We start from the raw sequence: 19,737 nt of genomic DNA, 5'->3' as shown, positions 1-19,737 counted from the left end.
GCCCGGGCATTTGTCCGGGCTTTCTGTTCGATAGCAGGAGGATGAGTATGTGTCCGGTTGAGGCAGGAAATGAAGAGCGGCTGTGGTACAGACAGCCAGCTGAAAGCTGGGAAGAAGCGCTTCCGGTCGGCAATGGGCGCTTGGGTGGCATGGTTTTTGGAGGAGATGAGCTGGAGAGAATTGCGCTGAATGAGGATACGTTATGGTCAGGATTTCCCAGGGACACGATGAATTATGAAGCGATCCGCTATTTGGAGCGTGTAAGAAAGCTGACCCGCGAGGGGAGCTTTGAAGAAGCCGAACAGCTGGTGGAGCAGGGCATGGTGGGAAGGCGGACGGAGTCCTATCAGCCGCTTGGCGATCTATGGCTTCGAAATCACAGATTTACTGGAAGGGAGCAGGGTTATACTCGCAGCCTCGACCTGAAGCAGGGGATAGCGGCCGTCCAATCTGGTAAAGGGAGGGCGCGGCTCTACAGAGAGGTGTTCGTCAGTGCGCCTGATCAGGTTATGGTCGTCAGGCTGGAGGATACCCGGGGGCTTGATGTAACAGTTCAGCTGAGTTCCCCGCTCCGGTATACGGTTCAGGCTGGAGAAGCCGAGCTGGTCTTAAGAGGAAGAGCGCCTTCGCATATTGCAGACAATTATGCCGGTGATCATCCACAGTCCATTTTGTATGAAGAAGACCGAGGAATCAGCTTCGCTGTGTGTCTGTTCGTGGACTCATGCGGAGGGAGTCTTGAGGCTGGGGAGGAAGGGGCTCTGCGTATTTATAATACCGGGTCAGCCGTACTTTATTTGACGGCGGCAACGGACTTTGAACGGTTTGATGTGATGCCTGGACGGTCAGATCCGGAAAAGAAGAGCTGGGAGCAGCTGACAGCCGCGACAGGTCTTGGCTTCAGCCTGCTAAGGGAGAGACACATCCGGGATCATCTGGATTTATTCAGCCGCGTGTCGCTGATCTTGGGAGGGGAGGAGAGCGAAGCGGTACGGCGGCTTCCGACTGATGAACGCCTGAAGTTATATGCTGGCGGGGGCAGCGATCCGGACCTTGAAGCTTTGTATTTCCAGTATGGCCGCTACCTGTTAATGGCTTCTTCAAGACCAGGTACTCAAGCCGCACATCTGCAGGGAATCTGGAATCCGCATGTTCAGCCCCCCTGGAACTGTGGATATACGACCAATATCAATACGCAGATGAATTATTGGCCAGCTGAAGTGTGCAATCTGGCCGAATGCCATGAACCGTTGATGGACTTGATCGGGGAGCTTGGCGCCAGCGGCAGCAGAACCGCCCGTATTCACTATGGAGCGAGCGGCTGGGTCGCTCATCACAATGTGGATTTGTGGCGGACTTCAACCCCTTCCGAAGGCCGCGCCAGCTGGGCCATGTGGCCCATGGGCGGTGTGTGGCTGTGCAGCCATCTGTGGGAGCATTATTTGTATGAGCCGCATGATCTTCAGTTCCTGAGGGATACAGCCTACCCCCTGATGAAGGGTGCGGCAGAGTTCTGCCTTGATTGGCTGGTGGAAGATAACGAAGGGTATTTGGTCACCAGCCCATCCATTTCCCCGGAGAATGAGTTCATTACTCCGGCTGGAAAGGTATGCAGCATATCCGAAGGCTCTACGATGGATATGTCGCTTATCCGCGAGCTGTTCAGGAATTGTGCCAAGGCGGCCGGGCTTCTTGGTATTGATGGAGAATGGGCAAGTACCCTGCTGACAGCGGCTGGCAGATTGCGCCCCTTTCAGATTGGCGGGGACGGCCGGCTGATGGAATGGGCGTCCGAATTTCAGGAAGCTGAGCCCGGTCACCGGCACATGTCCCATCTGTACGGCCTGCATCCGGGATGTGAGATCCACCCGGAGCATACGCCGGAGCTGGCCGACGCTGCAGGGCTCGTGCTTGACCAGCGGATTGCCAGCGGCGGCGGGCATACCGGGTGGAGCTGTGCCTGGCTGGTGAATCTGTACGCAAGATTGGCTGACGGGGAGAAGGCGCATCATTTCCTGCGCACCTTGTTGAGCAGGTCCACGTATCCGAATCTGTTCGATGCCCATCCTCCGTTTCAGATCGACGGGAATTTTGGAGGAACTGCTGGAATTGCTGAAATGCTGCTCCAGAGCCATGCGGATTATATAGACCTGCTGCCCGCCCTTCCTTCGTCTTGGAGACAGGGAGGGTTTGCCGGTCTGAGAGCCAGGGGAGGATTTACGGTGGATCTGGAATGGGCGGCAGGCCGCCTAGTTCAGGCCCGGATTACTTCCGTTTATGGTGGCTCATGCAGGGTAAGGTATCGCGGAGAGGCGCTGCAAGTGGTGGGAGGTACGGTGGTGACAGAGCCGGGCGGGGTGCTGGTCTTTGCCGCAGCGCCTCACAAGGCTTATACAATTAAATTGCGATGAATTTCAATTCAGAAGGGATGGGGAAGAAATGATTAACACCAAGCTGCCGAAAATCTGGTATGGGGGGGATTACAATCCTGAACAGTGGGAGCCCGCCATTTGGAGTGAGGATGAACGGATGTTCCAGCTTGCCGGGGTGGATGTGACTACCCTTAACGTATTCTCGTGGGCACTGAATCAGCCAAGTGAGGATGAGTATGATTTCAGCTGGCTGGATGAGCAGATGGACCGCATGTCCAGAACCGGAGTATACGTCTGTCTGGCAACAAGCACGGGGGCTCACCCGGCATGGATGGCGAAGCGTCACCCGGATGTTCTTAGAGTGGATAGAATGGGCCGCAAGCGGGCCTTCGGCGGAAGGCATAATTCTTGTCCGAACAGCCCGGCTTACCGCAAGTATTCGACCAGGCTTGCCGGCAAGCTGGCCGAGAGGTACAAGGACCATCCGGCACTTGTGATTTGGCATATCTCCAATGAGTACGGAGGGTACTGCTACTGTGACAACTGTGCCGCTGCCTTCCGGGTATGGCTGAAGGCACGCTATCAAACGCTGGACGCACTGAACCGTGCTTGGAACACGAGGTTTTGGGGACATACGTTCTACGATTGGGATGAGATTGTGCCTCCAAGTGAGCTGAGCGAGGAATGGGGACATAACCGGACGAATTTTCAAGGCATCTCACTAGACTACCGCAGATTCATGTCTTACAGTCTGCTGGAGTGTTACAAGCTGGAGTATGAGGCCATCAAAGAGTTTACCCCGGATATTCCGGTCACTACCAATTTAATGGGGCTGTACCCGGAACTGGATTATTTTGAGTGGGCCAAATATATGGACGTGGTGTCATGGGATAACTATCCCTCACTCGATACACCGGTCAGCTTAACCGCGATGACCCATGATCTGATGCGCGGACTAAAGCATGGTCAACCGTTCATGCTTATGGAGCAGACCCCGAGCCAGCAGAATTGGCAGGCTTACAATTCGTTAAAGCGGCCGGGTGTCATGCGACTGTGGAGCTATCAGGCGGTGGCCCGCGGTGCGGATACGGTGATGTTCTTCCAACTGCGGCGGTCCATCGGAGCATGTGAGAAATACCATGGGGCGCTGATTGAGCATGTGGGATATGAGCATACGCGTGTATTCCGCGAGTGCGCCCAGCTCGGCAAGGAACTGCAGGGACTTGCAGACTCGATTCTTGATTCGCGAAGCGGGGCACGGGTCGCCATCGTCTACGACTGGGAGAACCGCTGGGCGATTGAACTATCCAGTGGACCCACTGTGGCGCTGGATTATGTGAAGGAGGTCCACAAGTATTATGACGCTTTATTTAAGCTGAATATTGCCGTGGATATGATCGGTGTCGATGCGGATCTTTCCCCGTATGACCTTGTAATTGCCCCGGTTCTCTATATGATTAAGCCGGGCTATGCCGGCAGAATTGAAGAGTACGTGGCAGGGGGAGGCACTTTCGTAACCACTTTCTTCAGCGGAATCGTGAATGAGAATGATCTGGTTACCACCGGAGGGTATCCGGGTGAACTGCGCAAGGTTACAGGAATATGGGCTGAGGAGATTGACGCCCTGTTCCCGGATCAGAGCAACCGCATGGAGATGCGGCAAGCGTGGGGGGAGCTGGAAGGAAGTTATTCCTGCGGGCTGCTCTGTGATCTTATTCATGCTGAAGGAGCGGAGGTGTTAGCGGAATATGGTGAGGATTTCTACAAGGGCATGCCGGTTCTGACCAGGAACCGCTATGGTCAAGGCACCGCCTACTATGTGGCAACCAGCCCTGAAGCCGCATTTCTTGAAGGATTCCTGAGTAATTTATGCCAGGACAAAGAAATAGCGCCCCTTCTCGCGGATGTGCCTCAAGGTGTGGAAACAGCCCTGCGGGTTAAGGGGGAGTCAAGGTACTTGTTCGTTCTGAACCATCATGCAGATGAGGCCCAGATCCAAATTGGAAACCAGGTGATGAGGGATTTACTGAGTGGCGAACAGATAAAGGGCCAGGTATCGCTGCCGGGAAGAGGGGTACTTATTCTGGAGAGTATGGATGCGGAATAAGCGAAAGAGAAGCGCTATGATCTGAAATTTTGTAGGAAGCAGAAATGAATAAGTGCCCGGAAACCTGATCTCTGAATTAGGAAGGACAGGTATCCGGGTGTTCTTATTCTAATCCTGTTTTATCAACGGCAAATAAGTTAAAAATTTAACCCGTATACGCTTTTTTTAAAATCCATAAGTAAACATTTCTTTGTTTAAAATGATATGGTTTTTCGGATATATTGGGGAAACTATGAGCCGTTGAACCTGAATTCTGCTCAAATAATAGAGGAGGCCGTCCCAAAAGGCGGCCTCTGATTTTGTTTAAGGGTTCGGTTCGATAGGCTACGAGAACGAACGCTGTTCCCATCAGCTGGTTTTGGATTTCCTGAATGATGTTCAGGGGATGAAATCCAAAAACCGATATAACTTCTGCTACAATCTGATTTCCGGAGTTGGCGGGGCTGCTTGTTGCTTCTCGTGCCCCCGAATATGAGACTCCGGTAGTCTTGGGTTCTTCTGCTTCATCTTATACTTGATTATGTTTTGGATGAGCAAAAAGGTTTTGATCGCTCCGATACCTAACAGCAGGATACAAATAATGAAAATAAAATGCCCAATACCAGGCAGGTATGTGAAGACTACATTCCAAGGGGCCATCCTGCCCATTAATAGTAATACTCCAACCGGAATGATCAAATTAAATATAAGCAGCGATAACAATGATACCGTTATTCGTAGTGGAATTGGAGTGAACTTTTTCTTCTTTTTAAAAAGGTTGTAAATGGACCATGCGATAAGAGCAACGATAATAACACATATAAAATCGATAATTACATAAGTTCTGGTGACATTGGCAATTTCAACGCCTGTTGGTTCTTGTCCTTTCATGATCTGTTGAACTCCTGAAGCGATCTTACTGAAATTCATACCTCGCACGAGAAAGTCCTGAGCATTAATCAAGACTACGATGGCGGTGTCCCCATCCAATATCATATCTGAATGGAAGTTTTCTACTGCTCCATTGTGCTGAATAATATTATCATTAATCTCCCAGCCCATGCCGTAATAATGTCCTGTCGAGGGATCTTTGGCATAAGGCTGATGCATGGTTGAGACGATGGCTGGGGAAGCGATGGAGACGTTCTTGTACTTTCCGTTATTTAATTGGGCCGTTAGATAGTGAGCCATATCCTCCGCGCTGGAAATGAGGTATCCAGAAGCCAGTATGGATGGATTGTCGGGAAAGTCCATTGGAATCATATAACCAAAAATAGATTGGTACCCTTTGGCCAACCCGTTCCGTTGCGCTTCTGTTACGGAGGTAAAGCTATTTTTCATATCCAGCGGGTTAAAAATATGCTCTTGAACATATTCAGCATAAGATTGACCTGAAACAGCCTGAATAATACTGCCAAGAAGATCATAATTTAGATTTGAATAATGATATGTACTGCCTACTGGATCGCTTAAAGGTACATCATCAAGATGAGTGGCAAGCTCATCAATAGAATTAAATTTGTTGTTAAAAACACGCCGTCCCTCATAGGTGGAGAGGCCACTGACTTGGTGAAGCAGGTCTTTTACTAGAATAGCCCCGGCAGCTTTGGGATCTGCCAGTTTAAAATTAGGCAGGTATTGCTGCACAGGTGCATTCAAATCAATTTTTCCTTGTTCTACCAACTGCATTATGGACAAAGCGGTGAACGATTTAGAGGTAGAGCCCAGTACAAATGGGGTTTGAGGAGTAATGGGATCCCCATCAGGTCCAGAAGTTCCATAACCCTTTAAATAAACAATCTGATCGCCTTTTACAATGCCCAAAGCAACGCCTGGAATTTGAAGCTGCTTAATCATGGATTCGACGTGATCATCAATTTTGGCAGAATCTACTGAAGTATTAGTTGTAGTAGAACTGCTGTTAGCTAAGACCGGTGAATCAGGTATAAGTACAATACTTGCCATCAAAATAAGTACAAACATCCATATTTGAATCTTCTTTCTCACAAAAAACACTCGCTTTCCCTTTAAGTTCTATAAACATAATTTTAAAGGGAATTTTAACCAGGAAGAACAGTCCAAGAGATAGTTAATAGACTGGACGGTGGGTGAGGGTTGCCCTCGACTGAGGTCTGGGAGTGCATAATATTAACAACAAGTCCCTGCCCTGCAAGGCCTCCCATTCCTCACGAAGAATATCTATATGATTGGAGCAATAGTTGGCACCTTACTTTAAAGTGAACCCCTTATAGTGGACATTGGAAACACGCCTTGGTGATAATCCGATGAGATACTATAGAGGGGCTTTTTACAGTTAGCTGGCATGACATAGGCAATAGCAGCGAAAGAACTGGGGATGTGGAGTGTTTATGTGAACCATTTCCGTCAATTCGAACGTCTTCAGACGCGCGCAAGCTTCAAAAGCCAACAGGAATTACGGTTCAGCGTACGGGTATTTCGCGCGCTGTTGATGACGGCAATGTTTAGGAAGATACGGACTGTGTCTCCGGTCCGATTGGTGAAAAGCACTTTGTTCGGTTGCAGATCGCCCGAACCGCCGCGAACAGTGAACTTTCCGGTTGAGGGTAATGCCTCCACCTTGAAGATGAATGCATCATTGGATAACAGGAAATTCAAACTTTTTAACACGAGCTTTTTTCTGTTAGGCACGTCAATCACAATGGTTTGCACATCAACACTTTTTCCAGGTAATAACTTAATCGGTTGACTCCCGCCGACAATTCCGTTTAGTTGAAGCATTTCGACACCTCCAGATCGTGTATACGACAAAGTATGTCACACACATCGGATAAGATTGGATGATTGTCCAAATGGTCGAACGCACCTTGGTTTACCCCTTGCTGCTGGTGTGGGGAATGCTTGGTCTGGTGGTCGGGTGGCTTTTCCTTGCCCACAATTTGCTGAAGAAAGCGGCCGTGGACGCCACAAACCAAGGAGCTAAGCGAAAATAGACCGCTTAGCTCCTTGAATTTTACGAAAGTCGTCTTATTTTTGTTCTGTGGTTCCTTTAACGTTAGTTTGGGACAGCCTCTTCTTGTATGTGTCCGTCAACATCAGTTAGTCGACATCTGTAATCTTCCACTTTCCATCGGTTTGTCTAAATACAATGCCGACAGAGGCGCTTGAACGACCGTTGGGGTCTGATAAATAACGGAATTCCACGTAAGCCACAATTTCATTCGGATCTGTGCCCTTCTCCAGCCGGAAGCCGCTGATCTTGGTGATTAGGCGGTTCCCCAGGTTCTCCAGCTTAGGGAATACAAATTCGTCTTTCGCGAATAATTTCTTCAGCTTGCTCAAGTTTCTCCTGTTGAGAGCAGACACGTAATCGTTGAGTCGTCCGGCGATTTCACGCTCCACGCTTCCTGTGGCGTACTTGTTCAACGATAGCAGGGTGGGCTTCAGGAAAATGGTTACGTTCTTGCTGGGCTCCAGCCACAGAACTGATTGGTGGAACGCGCCGGTTGCCGCCCTAACAGGGACATAGGTGACCCCGTTTCGCACAATGACCGGCTTCAAGTCTGAAGCTGCAGGCTTGCCATCAATCCACAGGCGTACTCCACCAGATGGTTTCCCAGTTACAGCTGATAATGGGGTTCTGATCAGAACGCTCTGGTGTTTCGCATCCCAGATCATCGTTTCCCCCAGCAAGGCTCCGACAGCCCGCAGAGGCAGCAGTGTGATCCCTTGATAAGAGATCGGCTGAAGAGACGGGTCGGTCACGGGAATCCCCTCTACAGAAAGGGATAGAGAGGCTGCGGGCTTAACATTCGCCGGGAAAGACTTGTGAAGCCGTGCCGGTGTTATTGTTATTGAACCTGCATTCGGAAGAATCGCCTTAAGGCTTCCATCCCAAAGCTCCCCATAAACGGGAAATGTAAATTTGAAATCATACTGCGCCTGATGCGAAGGCCCCCGGTAGATAAGCAGCGCCGACTTGGAGGGGAATTCTGTTCCGGTTGCGGACTCGGTTGGGGTATAAGAGTTAATTGTGCCTGGGGTCCAAAACACATTTACTTGGCCATCTTCTACAAGATCATCGGAGCCGCTGATTCGGACGGGGTCACCAATCCGGAAGCTGGCTGGACTCAAGGAGGCCGATTTCCCCATAACAAACAGGCTGGTCAGCTTGGTTAACTGGGCATCCGCTAATGATATTCTGGTCTCCTTATATTCAAGGACTAGACCGCCTGAATTTTGAGGGCTGTAGAGCAGGGCATTCGAACCGTCTTTAAGTGAAAGGTCGACCTTGTAGCTGAAGAAGCTGTTCGAGCTGTCTCCCGGTTTAATAGTTTCTTTGGTCCCCTTTGCTATGAATTGATTGATGAAGCTGGATAACTCGGTCAGTGCCTGTTTGTCTGCCTCCCGGCTGCCGAATAACGGACGATAGGTCAGATCCGCTTGGGACAGGGTGGCTTGGCGGATATCTTCAGCTTTGATACTCGTGAGCGATTGTTCTGCTGCCGATACCACAACCACATGACCAAGGATGTTTGAATATGAAGGGGTAAACGTGACTCCGGCTGCTAAAGTGAACATAAGTATGTACTTGGCTGCTTGATTTAACTTCATAACATCAACTCCTTTAGTTTTGAAAAAGAATACAAGAGTAGACCAACGGAATAATCATATATCATCTGTGATTTACAAAATTTACAAAAGTGTTAATGAACACGGGAGGTTACCTATGAAACTTCAAGCAAAAAAGGCTATCCGCCGGGCTTTCAACTTGGTATAGTATTAATAGTTTTTATTCCTAATTTTAACCAATCTATCAATATCAATGATGAACTTACAATCAGCGACAGGAGAACAAGGATGCAGTTTCCCGTATACATTCATATTGGAAAGTTAGTGATTCACCCTCATTTTTTGTTTGAGACACTTGCCTATTTCTTGGGATTCAGAGTTTACCTATGGACCCGGCGCAAGACTGAGGTTCCGGTCAAAAATATGTTTTGGGTGATTGTTGGTGCCGCGATAGGAGCTGCTCTTGGCTCCAAGCTGCTGTTTTGGTTTGAGAATCCAGAGCTGTTAAAGTCTATTGGAAGCCACTGGACGGAACTCATGGCCGGTAAAACGATTGTTGGCGGGCTTCTGGGCGGCTTGATCGGAGTAGAGCTGGCCAAGAAAATGGTTGGCATTACGCGCTCTACAGGGGACGATTTCGTATTTCCCTTGCTTTTTGCGATTGGAATCGGCCGCATCGGGTGTTTTTTAACCGGGCTGGATGACCATACCCACGGTATTCCTACGAATTGGATCACGGGCTTCGACTATGGCGACGGGATTCCAAGACATCCTACACAGCTTTACGAGATCGGCTTTTTCCTGGTGTTCGGGATCGTCTTGTTTGTGATCAAACGAAGAAGAGCAGCCCGGGGCTGGCCGCTGGCCGACGGTGCCATGTACCAGGCGTTTATGTTCGGTTATCTTGCGTTCCGGTTTTGCGTTGATTTTATTAAACCGACGCCTCACCCATACCTGGGAATGAACAATATTCAAATTGCGTGCCTGCTTGGCATGCTGTATTTCATATTTGGCTATCATACTCAGCCGGTTAGGAAGGAAAGTGTGTCATGACCACAAAAAACAGACCTTATCTATTCTACGAACTCACGAACAGCATCTGCTCTAAATGCCTCAAGAAAGTGGAGGCTAAAGTCATTATTGAAAATGACAGGGTGTATTTATCCAAATACTGCTTCGAACACGGCCGGGAAAAGGTGCTGATCTCCACGGACGTAGAATATTTCAAGCGCTGCCGCGAATTTATCAAGCCGGCGGAAATGCCGATGCACTGGAACACTCCGATCCGCTACGGATGCCCGTATGATTGCGGTCTATGCCCGGATCATGAGCAGCACAGCTGTCTGACGATCGTTGAGATTATCGACCAATGTAATTTGAAATGCCCGATCTGTTATGCCGATTCGTCCCCAGAGAAGAAATTATGGCGTTCTCTTGAAGAGGTCGAACGAATGCTGGATGCCGTCGTCCGCAATGAGGGTGAGCCGGATATCGTGCAGATCAGCGGCGGGGAGCCGACCATCCATCCGCAGTTTTTTGAAATTTTAGACATTGCCAAGACGAAACCAATCAAACACCTGATGATTAATACCAATGGAATCCGGATTGCCCAGGACCGGGAATTTGTCCGGCGGCTTGCGGAGTATAAACCAGGGTTTGAAATTTATTTGCAGTTTGACAGCTTTGATAAATCCACGCTTCAGGAGCTGAGGGGGGCAGACCTTCGGCAGATTCGGAGTAAGGCGATTGAGCACTTGAATGAATTCAACATCTCGACCACCTTGGTTGCCACAGTTAAGAAGGGGCTGAATGATCATGAAATCGGGGAGATCATCCAATACGGCCTCAAACAGCGGGCGGTTCGAGGTGTAACTTTCCAGCCAATCCAGGCTGCTGGGCGCCTTGAGGAATTCGATCCTGCCAAGGACCGTTTAACCTTAAGTGAAGTCCGTCAGCAGATTATTGATCAGTCTGGGGTATTTCAGGCGGAGGATATCATTCCAGTTCCATGTCATCCCGATGCTCTTGCGATGGGATACGCGCTGAAGATGGGTGGTGAAGCCGTACCGCTCACCGGAATGATCGATCCACAGATTCTGCTGGAGGGAGGACGCAATACAATTGTATTCGAACAGGACCAGGATCTCAAAAAGCAAATCTTTGAACTGTTCTCCACCGCCCATTCTCCAGAATCCTCGGCATTGTCATTAAAAAGTCTGCTGTGCTGTCTTCCACTTGTCCAGGTACCGGAGACAGTCAGTTATGACAATGTATTTCGCGTGATTATCATGCAGTTTATGGACCCTTACCATTTCGATGTCCGCTCCGTCAAGAAATCGTGTGTTCATATCGTACATCCGGATGGCAGAATCATTCCGTTTGATACGTATAATATTTTCTATCGTGGAGAGTTGGAGAACCGGCTTAAGGAGCTGAAGGCGGAAATGGAGGGGGTCAACCGATGAGCGATGAGCACGACAAACGGCCTGAAGGGAAAAATGGTGCGGACAGGAATGCGGAATCCGTAGAGGGTTCTAGTGACCGGGAGCCGTCCAAGTCAGTGCCCCCGTCCTCCCAAGGCAATGGCCATGGACCAGAGTATAGACAGGGACTTGACCAACATCCTGCACCAGGCTATGAATCCTATCCTGGCGCATGGAATGGAGTGCCCGGTGCGCCGCCTCCCCATGAACCGGAGCGGAATCATTCGGCCGAGGTGTTTAAAGGACTGGCCATTCTGTTTCTGCTCCATTTCCTCCATGCTGCCTTTCCCGCAGCTATCTTTGTCATCGGTATTTCCCAGCTCATATACTTAATTCCGGCAGCGATCATTGCGTTTAACCGCAAACGGATTGGAATAGGGCAGGGAATCCTGATTGGCGGAGCGATTACCTTCCTGCTGAATGCCGCCTGCTTCGGAATAATAATGGGCAAATTCTAAAAAAAATGACCACCTGAGCGGGTGGTTTTTTTCTTTATCTGGAAGTTTTTCCGGCTCTTGTTGTTCAGATTATGGTTTGATTATGCTACGATCTTTGTGATTTTTCTTATTTCATCCATTGGGGGAACATTATGAAAAGATTAAAGCGGGCACTTGCCGTATCAGTGGCTTCCAGCGTGATTTACCTTGGAGCACCACTAAGCACACATGCTGCAGTAGATTTCACCGATATTCAGGGCTCTTTTGCCAAGGATGCCATTCTTGAACTGGCCTCCAAGGGAATCCTGAATGGGGTGAACACAGGCAGCTTCAATCCTGCCGGAAAGATCGAGAGACAGGATTTTGCTATCATTCTCGCCAAGGCATTGAAGCTGGATACCAGCCAACCGCCTGCTTCGCCGAGCTTCAAAGATGTTCCCAAGGATCATTATGCCTACGCAGCGGTTGAAGCCGCAGTCAAAGCCGGTCTGATTAAAGGAACAGGCGATGGGTCATTCGGAGGCGGAACCAATCTGTCCCGCCAGGATATGGCCGTCCTGTTCGCCAGAGCACTGAACCTGATTGTAGGTAAAGACGTGGTGACCGGGGGAGCAGCCTATTTGAATTTCTCAGATGCGGCTTCTATTTCCGATTATGCCAAGGATGCAGTAGGTGCAGCGTTTAAGCTGGGTTATATTAATGGCAGCAACGGCCAGTTCAATCCCACGGGGTCGGCGACCCGCGAGCAGGTTGCAAGCTTGACTCAAAGATGGCTCAGCACTTCAGATACGGTGCAAAAGCAGGAGGCAGCGAAAGCTGAAGAGGTAAAGAAAGCGGAGGAAGCCAAAAAGGCGGAAGAAGCGAAAAAAGCTGAAGAAGCCAAAAAGGCGGAGGAGGCGAAAAAGTCTGAGCAGCCGAGCACATCTTATGTGCCGCCAGTCTATTATCCGACCACATCGACTCCTGAACAACCGCCCGTGGCAACTCCGGAAATTCCACAGGCTCCTTCCGATCTGGCGCTGCATTATTCTGTAAATGCAGACTTGCCGGGACTGACTCTGCCAGAGTTGATCTGGACGGCTAAGCCGAGTGTTACTTATGATGTCTACTATTCCAGTGTGTCTGGATTAGAATACCAAAAGATAGGTCAGACAGAATCTGGTTCATTCCCGCTCACCAATAAGTATTTCCAAGGTACCGCTTATTTTGTGGTGAAACCAAACGGAGAGGGAACGAAGTATTCCAATGAAGCTGCCGTTCAATTCAAGCCGGAAATAGCCGAGTTTAGATATTATAATGACGGCGGGGCTACTCTAGAGTGGATGCCAGGGGATGTGAACGACCGGTATTTCATTTTCTACAAAGAACCGGCTGGAGCACAATACCGTCTGTTAAATCTTCAACCAGCCACAGTTGATGCAGGAAATGTAAATGGTGGCAGCATCTCTTCTTCATACATTAAATACATGATAGAAGGCTTTAACGGAGGCAAGCCGCTTACCGGATATTCCTTCTTCTTGGTCAAGGTTCCTTCCTCAGCGGATCAGCCGGGCACGGTTATTACATCATCTGTAGTCACTGTGCAAGACAGCACTAATGATTCCGATGGCGGGCAAGATTCAGGCTCCGACCAAGGAGGAACGGCTGGCCAGACACCTCCTCCGGGTACTGGTGATCCAGGCACTACGGATCCGGGCACCACGGATCCAGGCACCACGGATCCCGGCACTACGGATCCAGGCCCTGCAATTCCAGGCACCATGGATCCAACTCCATAGAAAGACACCTAAAACCCTGACTGCTTCGGCGGCAGGGTTTTCTGTTATCAAAAGTCACAACAAAAAACAATTAAAATATAAACAAAAACAGTTTATTAACGTGGATTTGATGTGTAGTTAATAAATAGCCTCTATACTGAGTTTGTTGTCTGAAATGAACCTATCAAGGTATTGGAGGAGAAGAAGAGAGCATGAAAAAATGGACGGGTCTATTAGCAACTATGCTTATGTTGGTGTCATTCCTGGCTGCTTGCGGTCAAGGAACGAAATCTGAAGGAGCGAATCAGCTGAAAGACCAGAGTGCTGGTGCCGGGAAAGAGGCAGCGGTTTCGGGAAGCAAAGAGATAACGGTGTATACCGCGCTCGAAGATGATCAGATTGAGTCCTACCTAGAATCTTATAAGTCTACTTATCCTGATGTAAAAGTGAATATCGTCCGCGATTCCACAGGTGTCATTACAGCCAAGCTGCTTGCAGAGAAAGATAATCCGGTAGCCGATGTGGTGTGGGGAACAGCCGCTACAAGTCTGCTGGTGCTTGACCAGAATGGAATGCTGGAGCCTTATTCGCCAGCAGGCGTTGAGAAGGTTACACCGGAATTCAAGGATTCGCAGAACCCAACTCACTGGGTTGGAATTGATGCCTGGGAGACTGCCTTTGCGGTAAATACGGTGGAGCTTAAGAAGAAAGGACTGGCCATTCCACAGTCTTATGCTGATCTGATTAAGCCGGAATATAAAGGTCTTATTGTTATGCCGAACCCGGCTTCTTCTGGAACAGGTTTCTTGACGGTATCTGGTCTGCAGCAGCTGCTGGGTGAGGAAGAGGCATGGAAGTACATGGACAAGCTGAACGAGAATATCGCGACCTATACCCATTCGGGATCTAAGCCAGCTAAGCTGGCTGGTACAGGTGAATACCCGATCGGCATTTCATTTGGCTATCGTTCCATTCAGGAGAAGAAGAAGGGTGCTCCGGTCGAAGTTGTATTTCCGAAGGAAGGCTCCGGCTGGGATGTGGAAGCGAATGCTTTGATCAAGAAAGCCGACATCAAACCTGAAGCCAAGCAGTTCCTCGATTGGGCGATTTCTGCCGAGCCGATGAAGAAGTATAACGAGAATTACGCCATCATTTCCATCAAAGACGATGCTGCGGGCATCCCGGAAGGTTACAGCAAGGATCCTGTCAGCCAATTGATCAAGAATGACCTGAATCAGACTGCCAAGAACCGTGACGCCACGCTTGCCGAGTGGACAAAGCGCTATGACTCGAAGAGCGAGCCTAAACAATAACAATAACGAACCTGAATGAAGGAGGAAAGCCCATGCCAGACCCCTATTTGGCAATTCGAGACATCCATAAGGCATTCGGCACATTTACAGCGCTGGAACCCATCCGGATCGATATTCAGAAGAATGAATTTGTTTGTCTTCTAGGTCCGAGCGGATGCGGCAAAACTACGCTGCTCCGGATCATTGCAGGACTGGAAGCGCCGGATGGCGGAAGTATAACGGTTGCGGGCAGGGATATCACATCCCTGCCTCCAGCTAAACGGAACGCAGGCATGATGTTCCAATCTTACGCCTTATTCCCTAATCTGACTACCGCCCAGAATATCGCTTATGGTCTCAAGGAGAAGAGAATGTCCAGAGCTCAGATCAGCGAAAAAGTACACGAGGTGCTTGCCATGGTTGATTTGGAGCATGCCGTGGACAAATACCCGGCTCAGCTGTCAGGCGGCCAGCAGCAGAGGGTAGCTTTGGCCCGGGCGGTTGCACTGTCCCCGGATTTCCTGCTGCTTGATGAACCGTTGTCCGCACTGGACGCCAAGGTCCGTCAGAAGCTGCGCAAGGAAGTGCGCCGGCTGCATGATCAGCTTGGCATGACTACGATTATGGTGACGCACGACCAGGAGGAAGCGTTAACCATGGCAGATAAAATCGTCGTGATGAACAACGCCAAAGTCATTCAAACCGGTTCGCCGGAGGAAGTATACGAGCAGCCCAAGACCCGCTTTGTAGCGGACTTTATCGGTGCTGTGAATTTTATGGATAACGAGTGGCTTCAGCATCCCGAATATGATAAGGACAGCGAGCTTGGCATCCGGCCGGAGCATATCCGGATCAGTGACCGGCCAACCGCATACAGCCGCGAAGCCGTAGTAACCGACTCCGAGTTCAGGGGCGCGTTTTACCGGCTGAGCATCCGGCTTGCGGCACACCTTGGCGGGGAAGAACCGATTTATGTGGATGTGCCGGCCTCCTTTGGCAAGAGACTGCACCTGCACAAGAATCTGAAAGTATATGTGGAATTTCCAGAGAACCAAATGATCGGATTCGGCACACCCCGAAGCGGAAAGCTGAGTGTTTCCGTATGAAGACCACACAGGGGGCACAAGGATTCACTAAGGGCATAGGCAGAGACCGTTTCATTCAGCGGACCGCCATTTTCGTTATGATTGCCGGCTTGTTGATTGCCGTTCTGGCGCCGCTGATGTCTTTGTTCAGCAGAGCCTTTACCGACAGGGGAGGGCAGTACATTGGACTGGGGAATTTCGCGAAATATTTTACAACCTCAGCATCCGTGCAATCATTCCAGAACACGATGTTTATTTCCGTTGCTTCATCTGTGATTTCCGTAGCGCTGGCTCTTGGGTTCGCGTTCACCTTAACCCGGACGGCCGTTCGGGGCAAGCGGTTCTTTAAATCCGTGGCCCTGCTGCCTTTATTCGCACCAACCATGATGCATGGAATCGGACTAACTTATCTGTTCGGGCATCAGGGAATCATCACAACGGGATTCTTCGGGGCATTGCCATGGGAATGGAAGATCGACTTATATGGACCGGTCGGAATTATACTTTCCGAGGTCATCTATACCTTTCCCCAAGCTTATTTGATTCTGTTGGTGGCATTGTCCTTTGCGGATTACAACCTGTATGAAGCCTCCGAGACAATGGGGGCCGGGAAGCTCCGTAAATTTCTGACTGTAACTGTGCCCAATATCAAATACGGTCTGATCTCATCCCTGTTTGTATGCTTTACGTTGTCATTTACCGATTTTGGAGCACCCAAAGTCGTAGGGGGACAGTACAATGTCCTGGCCACCGATATCTATAAGCAGGTGATCGGCCAGCAGAATATGGGCATGGGAGCCACTGTGGGAATTATTTTGATCATCCCTGCAATCTTGGCGTTTATTGTGGACCGGATTCTGGAAGGAAAAATGAACTCGGCTATTACAGCGAAGTCCGCTCCTTACCGGACGGGAAGGAACCGGCTGCGTGACACCCTTCTGTTCACTTATTGCCTGATTATTTCAGGGGCCATTCTGGTGCTGACTGCAACGGTATTTGCCGCCGCTTTGATCAAGACCTGGCCATACAATCTTACGTTCACGCTGGATCATTTCGATTTCAGCAAGGTGGCGGGAGAAGGCATGAAGCCTTTCTGGACCAGCTTGAAAGTGGCTGCCTGGACCGCGGTGATTGGAACGGCAGGCACTTTTATAGGAGCTTATCTCATTGAGAAAACAAGACATTCCAGGCTGCTGCGTCAAGCCGGATACTTTTTGTCGATCCTGCCGCTCGCGCTGCCGGGCATGGTGATCGGTCTAGGTTATATTTTCTTTTTTAACAATCCAGATAATCCGCTGCATGCCATTTACGGTACAATCTGGATTCTGGTGCTGGCGAACATGGCCCATTTCTATTCCGTTTCGTTCATTACAGCCACCACGGCGCTGAAGAAGCTGGACCGGGAGTTTGAGATGGCTTCGGAATCCATGGGTGTTCCGTTCTACAAAACATTTGCCCGGATTACGGTTCCGATCTGCCTGCCGGCGATTCTGGAAATGACGATGTATTTTTTCATCAATTCTATGGTTACCGTCTCCGCGGTTATGTTTCTGTATGCGGCGGATTTGAAGCTGGCATCTGTATCGATCGTGAATATGGATGATGCGGGCGATGTCGCTCCGGCGGCCGCCATGTCTATGCTGATTGTCATCACGAATATCGGGGTGCGGATGATCTACGAGCTTGTTACACGGGGGGTTCGCAAGAAATCGGCAGCCTGGCAAAATAGGGAAGGTTAGGTGAGAGATAATGATTAAAGCAGTTATGCTCGACTGGGCAGGAACTATGGTGGATTACGGTTGTTTCGCCCCGCTTCATGTGTTCGTTGAGGTATTTGCCCAAGCAGGCATCGAAGTCACGGCTGAGGAGGCCCGCAAACCGATGGGGCTTCTGAAGAGAGATCACATTGCGGCAATGTGCCAAATGGAGCGCATCTCGGCATTGTGGGAGATTAAGTATGGACGCACACCGAATGAGCAGGATATCGACAAGCTGTACGCGGAATTCGAACCGCTTCTGTTCAGCACCTTGGAGCAGTATGCACAGCCTGTGCCAGGAGCAGTTGAGCTTACAGACCGCCTTCGGGAGCGCGGCATTCAGATCGGCTCTACGACCGGCTACACCAGGGCCATGATGGATATCGTATCCCGTGAAGCCGCTGCCGCAGGATATAAACCGGACTATTTGGTTACGCCCAGCGAAGTACCTCAAGGCAGACCTTATCCTTGGATGATCTACAGAAATGCGGAAGCGTTGAATGTGTATCCGATGTACGAGATCATCAAGGCCGGGGATACAGTTAGCGATATGCAAGAAGGTGTTAATGCGGGCTGCTGGACCATAGGCGTGATTCTGGGCAGCAACGAACTCGGGATGACCGAGCAGGAAGTGCGGGCATGTGACCCGCGTGAGCTGCAGGCCAGGAAGGCTGCTGCGGCAGATCGGCTGCTTGAAGCTGGAGCTCACTACATCATCGAGCAGATCGGGGATCTTGATGGCATCGTAGATGAAATTAATGAGAGATTGACAAGGGGGGATCGCCCATGACTACGGCATCATCAACGAATCAGACTGCTCTTGGAGGTAATCCGTATCTGCTGCTTACTCCAGGACCATTATCTACCTCGAAGACGGTAAAGGAAGCTATGCTGCGGGATTGGTGTACTTGGGATAAGGACTATAATGAACTGGTGCAGAGTATCCAGTCCCGGCTTGTTGAATTAGCTGGCGCCAAAACGGATGAATATACCGCGGTCCTGATGCAGGGGAGCGGAACGTTCAGTGTGGAAGCGGTAATCAGCACGGTCATGCCATCTGAAGGCAAGTTATTGATCTTGACCAATGGAGCTTATGGCAACCGGATTGCGGAAATCACACATCTGTACAATATTGAGGCCACCGTACTGGATTTTGGGGAAGTTGCTCCTGTCTCCCCCGAGGCTGTAGACCGAATTCTGGCGGAGGATCAGGATATCACCCATGTTATATTTGTTCATTGTGAGACAACCACAGGGATGCTGAATCCGATTCATGAGATTACATCTATAGCCAAGCGTTATGGCAAAACCATCATGGTCGACGCCATGAGCAGCTTTGGCGGAATTCCGCTTAACATTCAAGAACTGCATATCGATTACCTAATCAGCAGTGCGAATAAATGCATCCAGGGTGTACCTGGATTTGGATTTATACTGGCTAGAACGAACTCTTTGAAAATGTGCAAGGGCCAGGCCCGAACCGTATCGCTGGATTTGTACTCCCAATGGGAGACGATGGAGAAGGGAGGGGGCAAATGGCGTTACACCTCACCGACACATGTTGTCCGGGCCTTTGATCAGGCGCTTAAGGAGCTTGCCGAAGAGGGCGGGGTAGAAGCCCGTTATGCCCGTTATAAGAATAATCAGCAGCTTCTGGTAAACGGAATGACCAAGCTCGGGGTAGAAGCTCTGCTTCAACCGGAAGTTCAATCTCCTTTTATCACGGCATTTCAATTCCCGCAATCTGAACAATTCAGTTTTGAAGAGCTGTATACAAGAATGAAACTAGCAGGCTATGTGATCTATCCAGGCAAAATCAGTGCCGCCGATACCTTCCGGATCGGAAGCATTGGGGAAGTCTATCCGGAAGACATTGAGAATCTGCTTCAGGTCATAGCGGATAACCGTTTTTGGTAG

14 protein-coding genes are annotated in these 19,737 nt (G+C 49.8%); 11 read left to right on the top strand and 3 right to left on the bottom strand.

The window, feature by feature from the left end:
* Nucleotides 1-47 precede the first annotated feature (47 nt).
* Together KJS63_RS20795 and KJS63_RS20790 are read left to right on the top strand one after the other, a co-directional pair.
* Nucleotides 48-2,411 carry a glycoside hydrolase family 95 protein gene (locus KJS63_RS20795; protein ID WP_213620871.1) on the top strand — a complete coding sequence of 788 codons (2,364 nt, stop codon included), beginning with the start codon at nt 48-50 and terminating at the stop codon, nt 2,409-2,411.
* Nucleotides 2,412-2,439: 28 nt separating this feature from the next.
* Nucleotides 2,440-4,479: a beta-galactosidase gene (locus KJS63_RS20790; RefSeq protein ID WP_213620870.1), complete on the top strand. Its 2,040-nt coding sequence runs from the start codon at nt 2,440-2,442 to the stop codon at nt 4,477-4,479.
* A gap of 414 nt (nt 4,480-4,893) precedes the next feature.
* On the opposite strand, the gene KJS63_RS20785 is transcribed toward KJS63_RS20790, so the two are convergent.
* The 3 genes from KJS63_RS20785 to KJS63_RS20775 all read right to left on the bottom strand — a co-directional run bounded on the left by KJS63_RS20785 (nt 4,894) and on the right by KJS63_RS20775 (nt 9,051).
* Nucleotides 4,894-6,465, bottom strand: a complete 1,572-nt coding sequence (locus KJS63_RS20785; protein WP_213620869.1) for a serine hydrolase — start codon at nt 6,463-6,465, stop codon at nt 4,894-4,896.
* Between the two features lie 393 nt (nt 6,466-6,858).
* Nucleotides 6,859-7,218 (bottom strand): hypothetical protein, encoded by a 360-nt coding sequence (locus KJS63_RS20780; protein WP_213620868.1) that lies wholly within the window; start codon nt 7,216-7,218, stop codon nt 6,859-6,861.
* A gap of 318 nt (nt 7,219-7,536) precedes the next feature.
* Nucleotides 7,537-9,051, bottom strand: coding sequence for a stalk domain-containing protein (locus KJS63_RS20775; protein WP_213620867.1), 1,515 nt, complete (start codon nt 9,049-9,051; stop codon nt 7,537-7,539).
* Nucleotides 9,052-9,297: 246 nt separating this feature from the next.
* On the opposite strand from KJS63_RS20775, the gene KJS63_RS20770 reads away from it, so the two are divergent.
* The 9 genes from KJS63_RS20770 (at nt 9,298) to phnW (ending at nt 19,737) form a co-directional block, all read left to right on the top strand.
* Nucleotides 9,298-10,062, top strand: a complete 765-nt coding sequence (locus KJS63_RS20770; protein ID WP_068618766.1) for a prolipoprotein diacylglyceryl transferase — start codon at nt 9,298-9,300, stop codon at nt 10,060-10,062.
* Complete coding sequence (locus KJS63_RS20765) at nt 10,059-11,474, top strand: radical SAM protein (protein WP_213620866.1); 1,416 nt, start codon at nt 10,059-10,061, stop codon at nt 11,472-11,474. The genes KJS63_RS20770 and KJS63_RS20765 overlap by 4 nt, the downstream gene beginning before the upstream one ends.
* The gene (locus KJS63_RS20760; protein WP_213620865.1) at nt 11,471-11,950 is read left to right on the top strand and encodes a hypothetical protein; all 480 of its coding nucleotides are present in this window, start codon (nt 11,471-11,473) and stop codon (nt 11,948-11,950) included. The genes KJS63_RS20765 and KJS63_RS20760 overlap by 4 nt, the downstream gene beginning before the upstream one ends.
* Nucleotides 11,951-12,081: 131 nt before the next feature.
* Nucleotides 12,082-13,707, top strand: coding sequence for an S-layer homology domain-containing protein (locus KJS63_RS20755; RefSeq protein ID WP_213620864.1), 1,626 nt, complete (start codon nt 12,082-12,084; stop codon nt 13,705-13,707).
* Nucleotides 13,708-13,898: 191 nt separating this feature from the next.
* Nucleotides 13,899-14,999 (top strand): putative 2-aminoethylphosphonate ABC transporter substrate-binding protein, encoded by a 1,101-nt coding sequence (locus KJS63_RS20750; RefSeq protein WP_213620863.1) that lies wholly within the window; start codon nt 13,899-13,901, stop codon nt 14,997-14,999.
* Between the two features lie 32 nt (nt 15,000-15,031).
* Complete coding sequence (locus tag KJS63_RS20745) at nt 15,032-16,084, top strand: ATP-binding cassette domain-containing protein (protein ID WP_213620862.1); 1,053 nt, start codon at nt 15,032-15,034, stop codon at nt 16,082-16,084.
* A complete protein-coding gene (locus tag KJS63_RS20740; protein ID WP_213620861.1) occupies nt 16,081-17,802 on the top strand; it encodes a putative 2-aminoethylphosphonate ABC transporter permease subunit in 1,722 nt (573 codons plus the stop codon). The genes KJS63_RS20745 and KJS63_RS20740 overlap by 4 nt, the downstream gene beginning before the upstream one ends.
* Nucleotides 17,803-17,812: 10 nt before the next feature.
* The gene (gene phnX, locus KJS63_RS20735; protein ID WP_280520839.1) at nt 17,813-18,610 is read left to right on the top strand and encodes a phosphonoacetaldehyde hydrolase; all 798 of its coding nucleotides are present in this window, start codon (nt 17,813-17,815) and stop codon (nt 18,608-18,610) included.
* Complete coding sequence (phnW, locus tag KJS63_RS20730; protein ID WP_213620860.1) at nt 18,607-19,737, top strand: 2-aminoethylphosphonate--pyruvate transaminase; 1,131 nt, start codon at nt 18,607-18,609, stop codon at nt 19,735-19,737. Before phnX ends, phnW begins: the two co-directional genes overlap by 4 nt.

Origin of the sequence: Paenibacillus sp. J22TS3, assembly GCF_018403205.1 — a bacterium.
GTDB classification, from domain to species: Bacteria; Bacillota; Bacilli; order Paenibacillales; family Paenibacillaceae; genus Fontibacillus; species Fontibacillus tuaregi.
The sequence above is the reverse complement of the archived record's forward strand: the minus strand, read 5'-3'. Positions and strand labels throughout refer to the sequence as shown.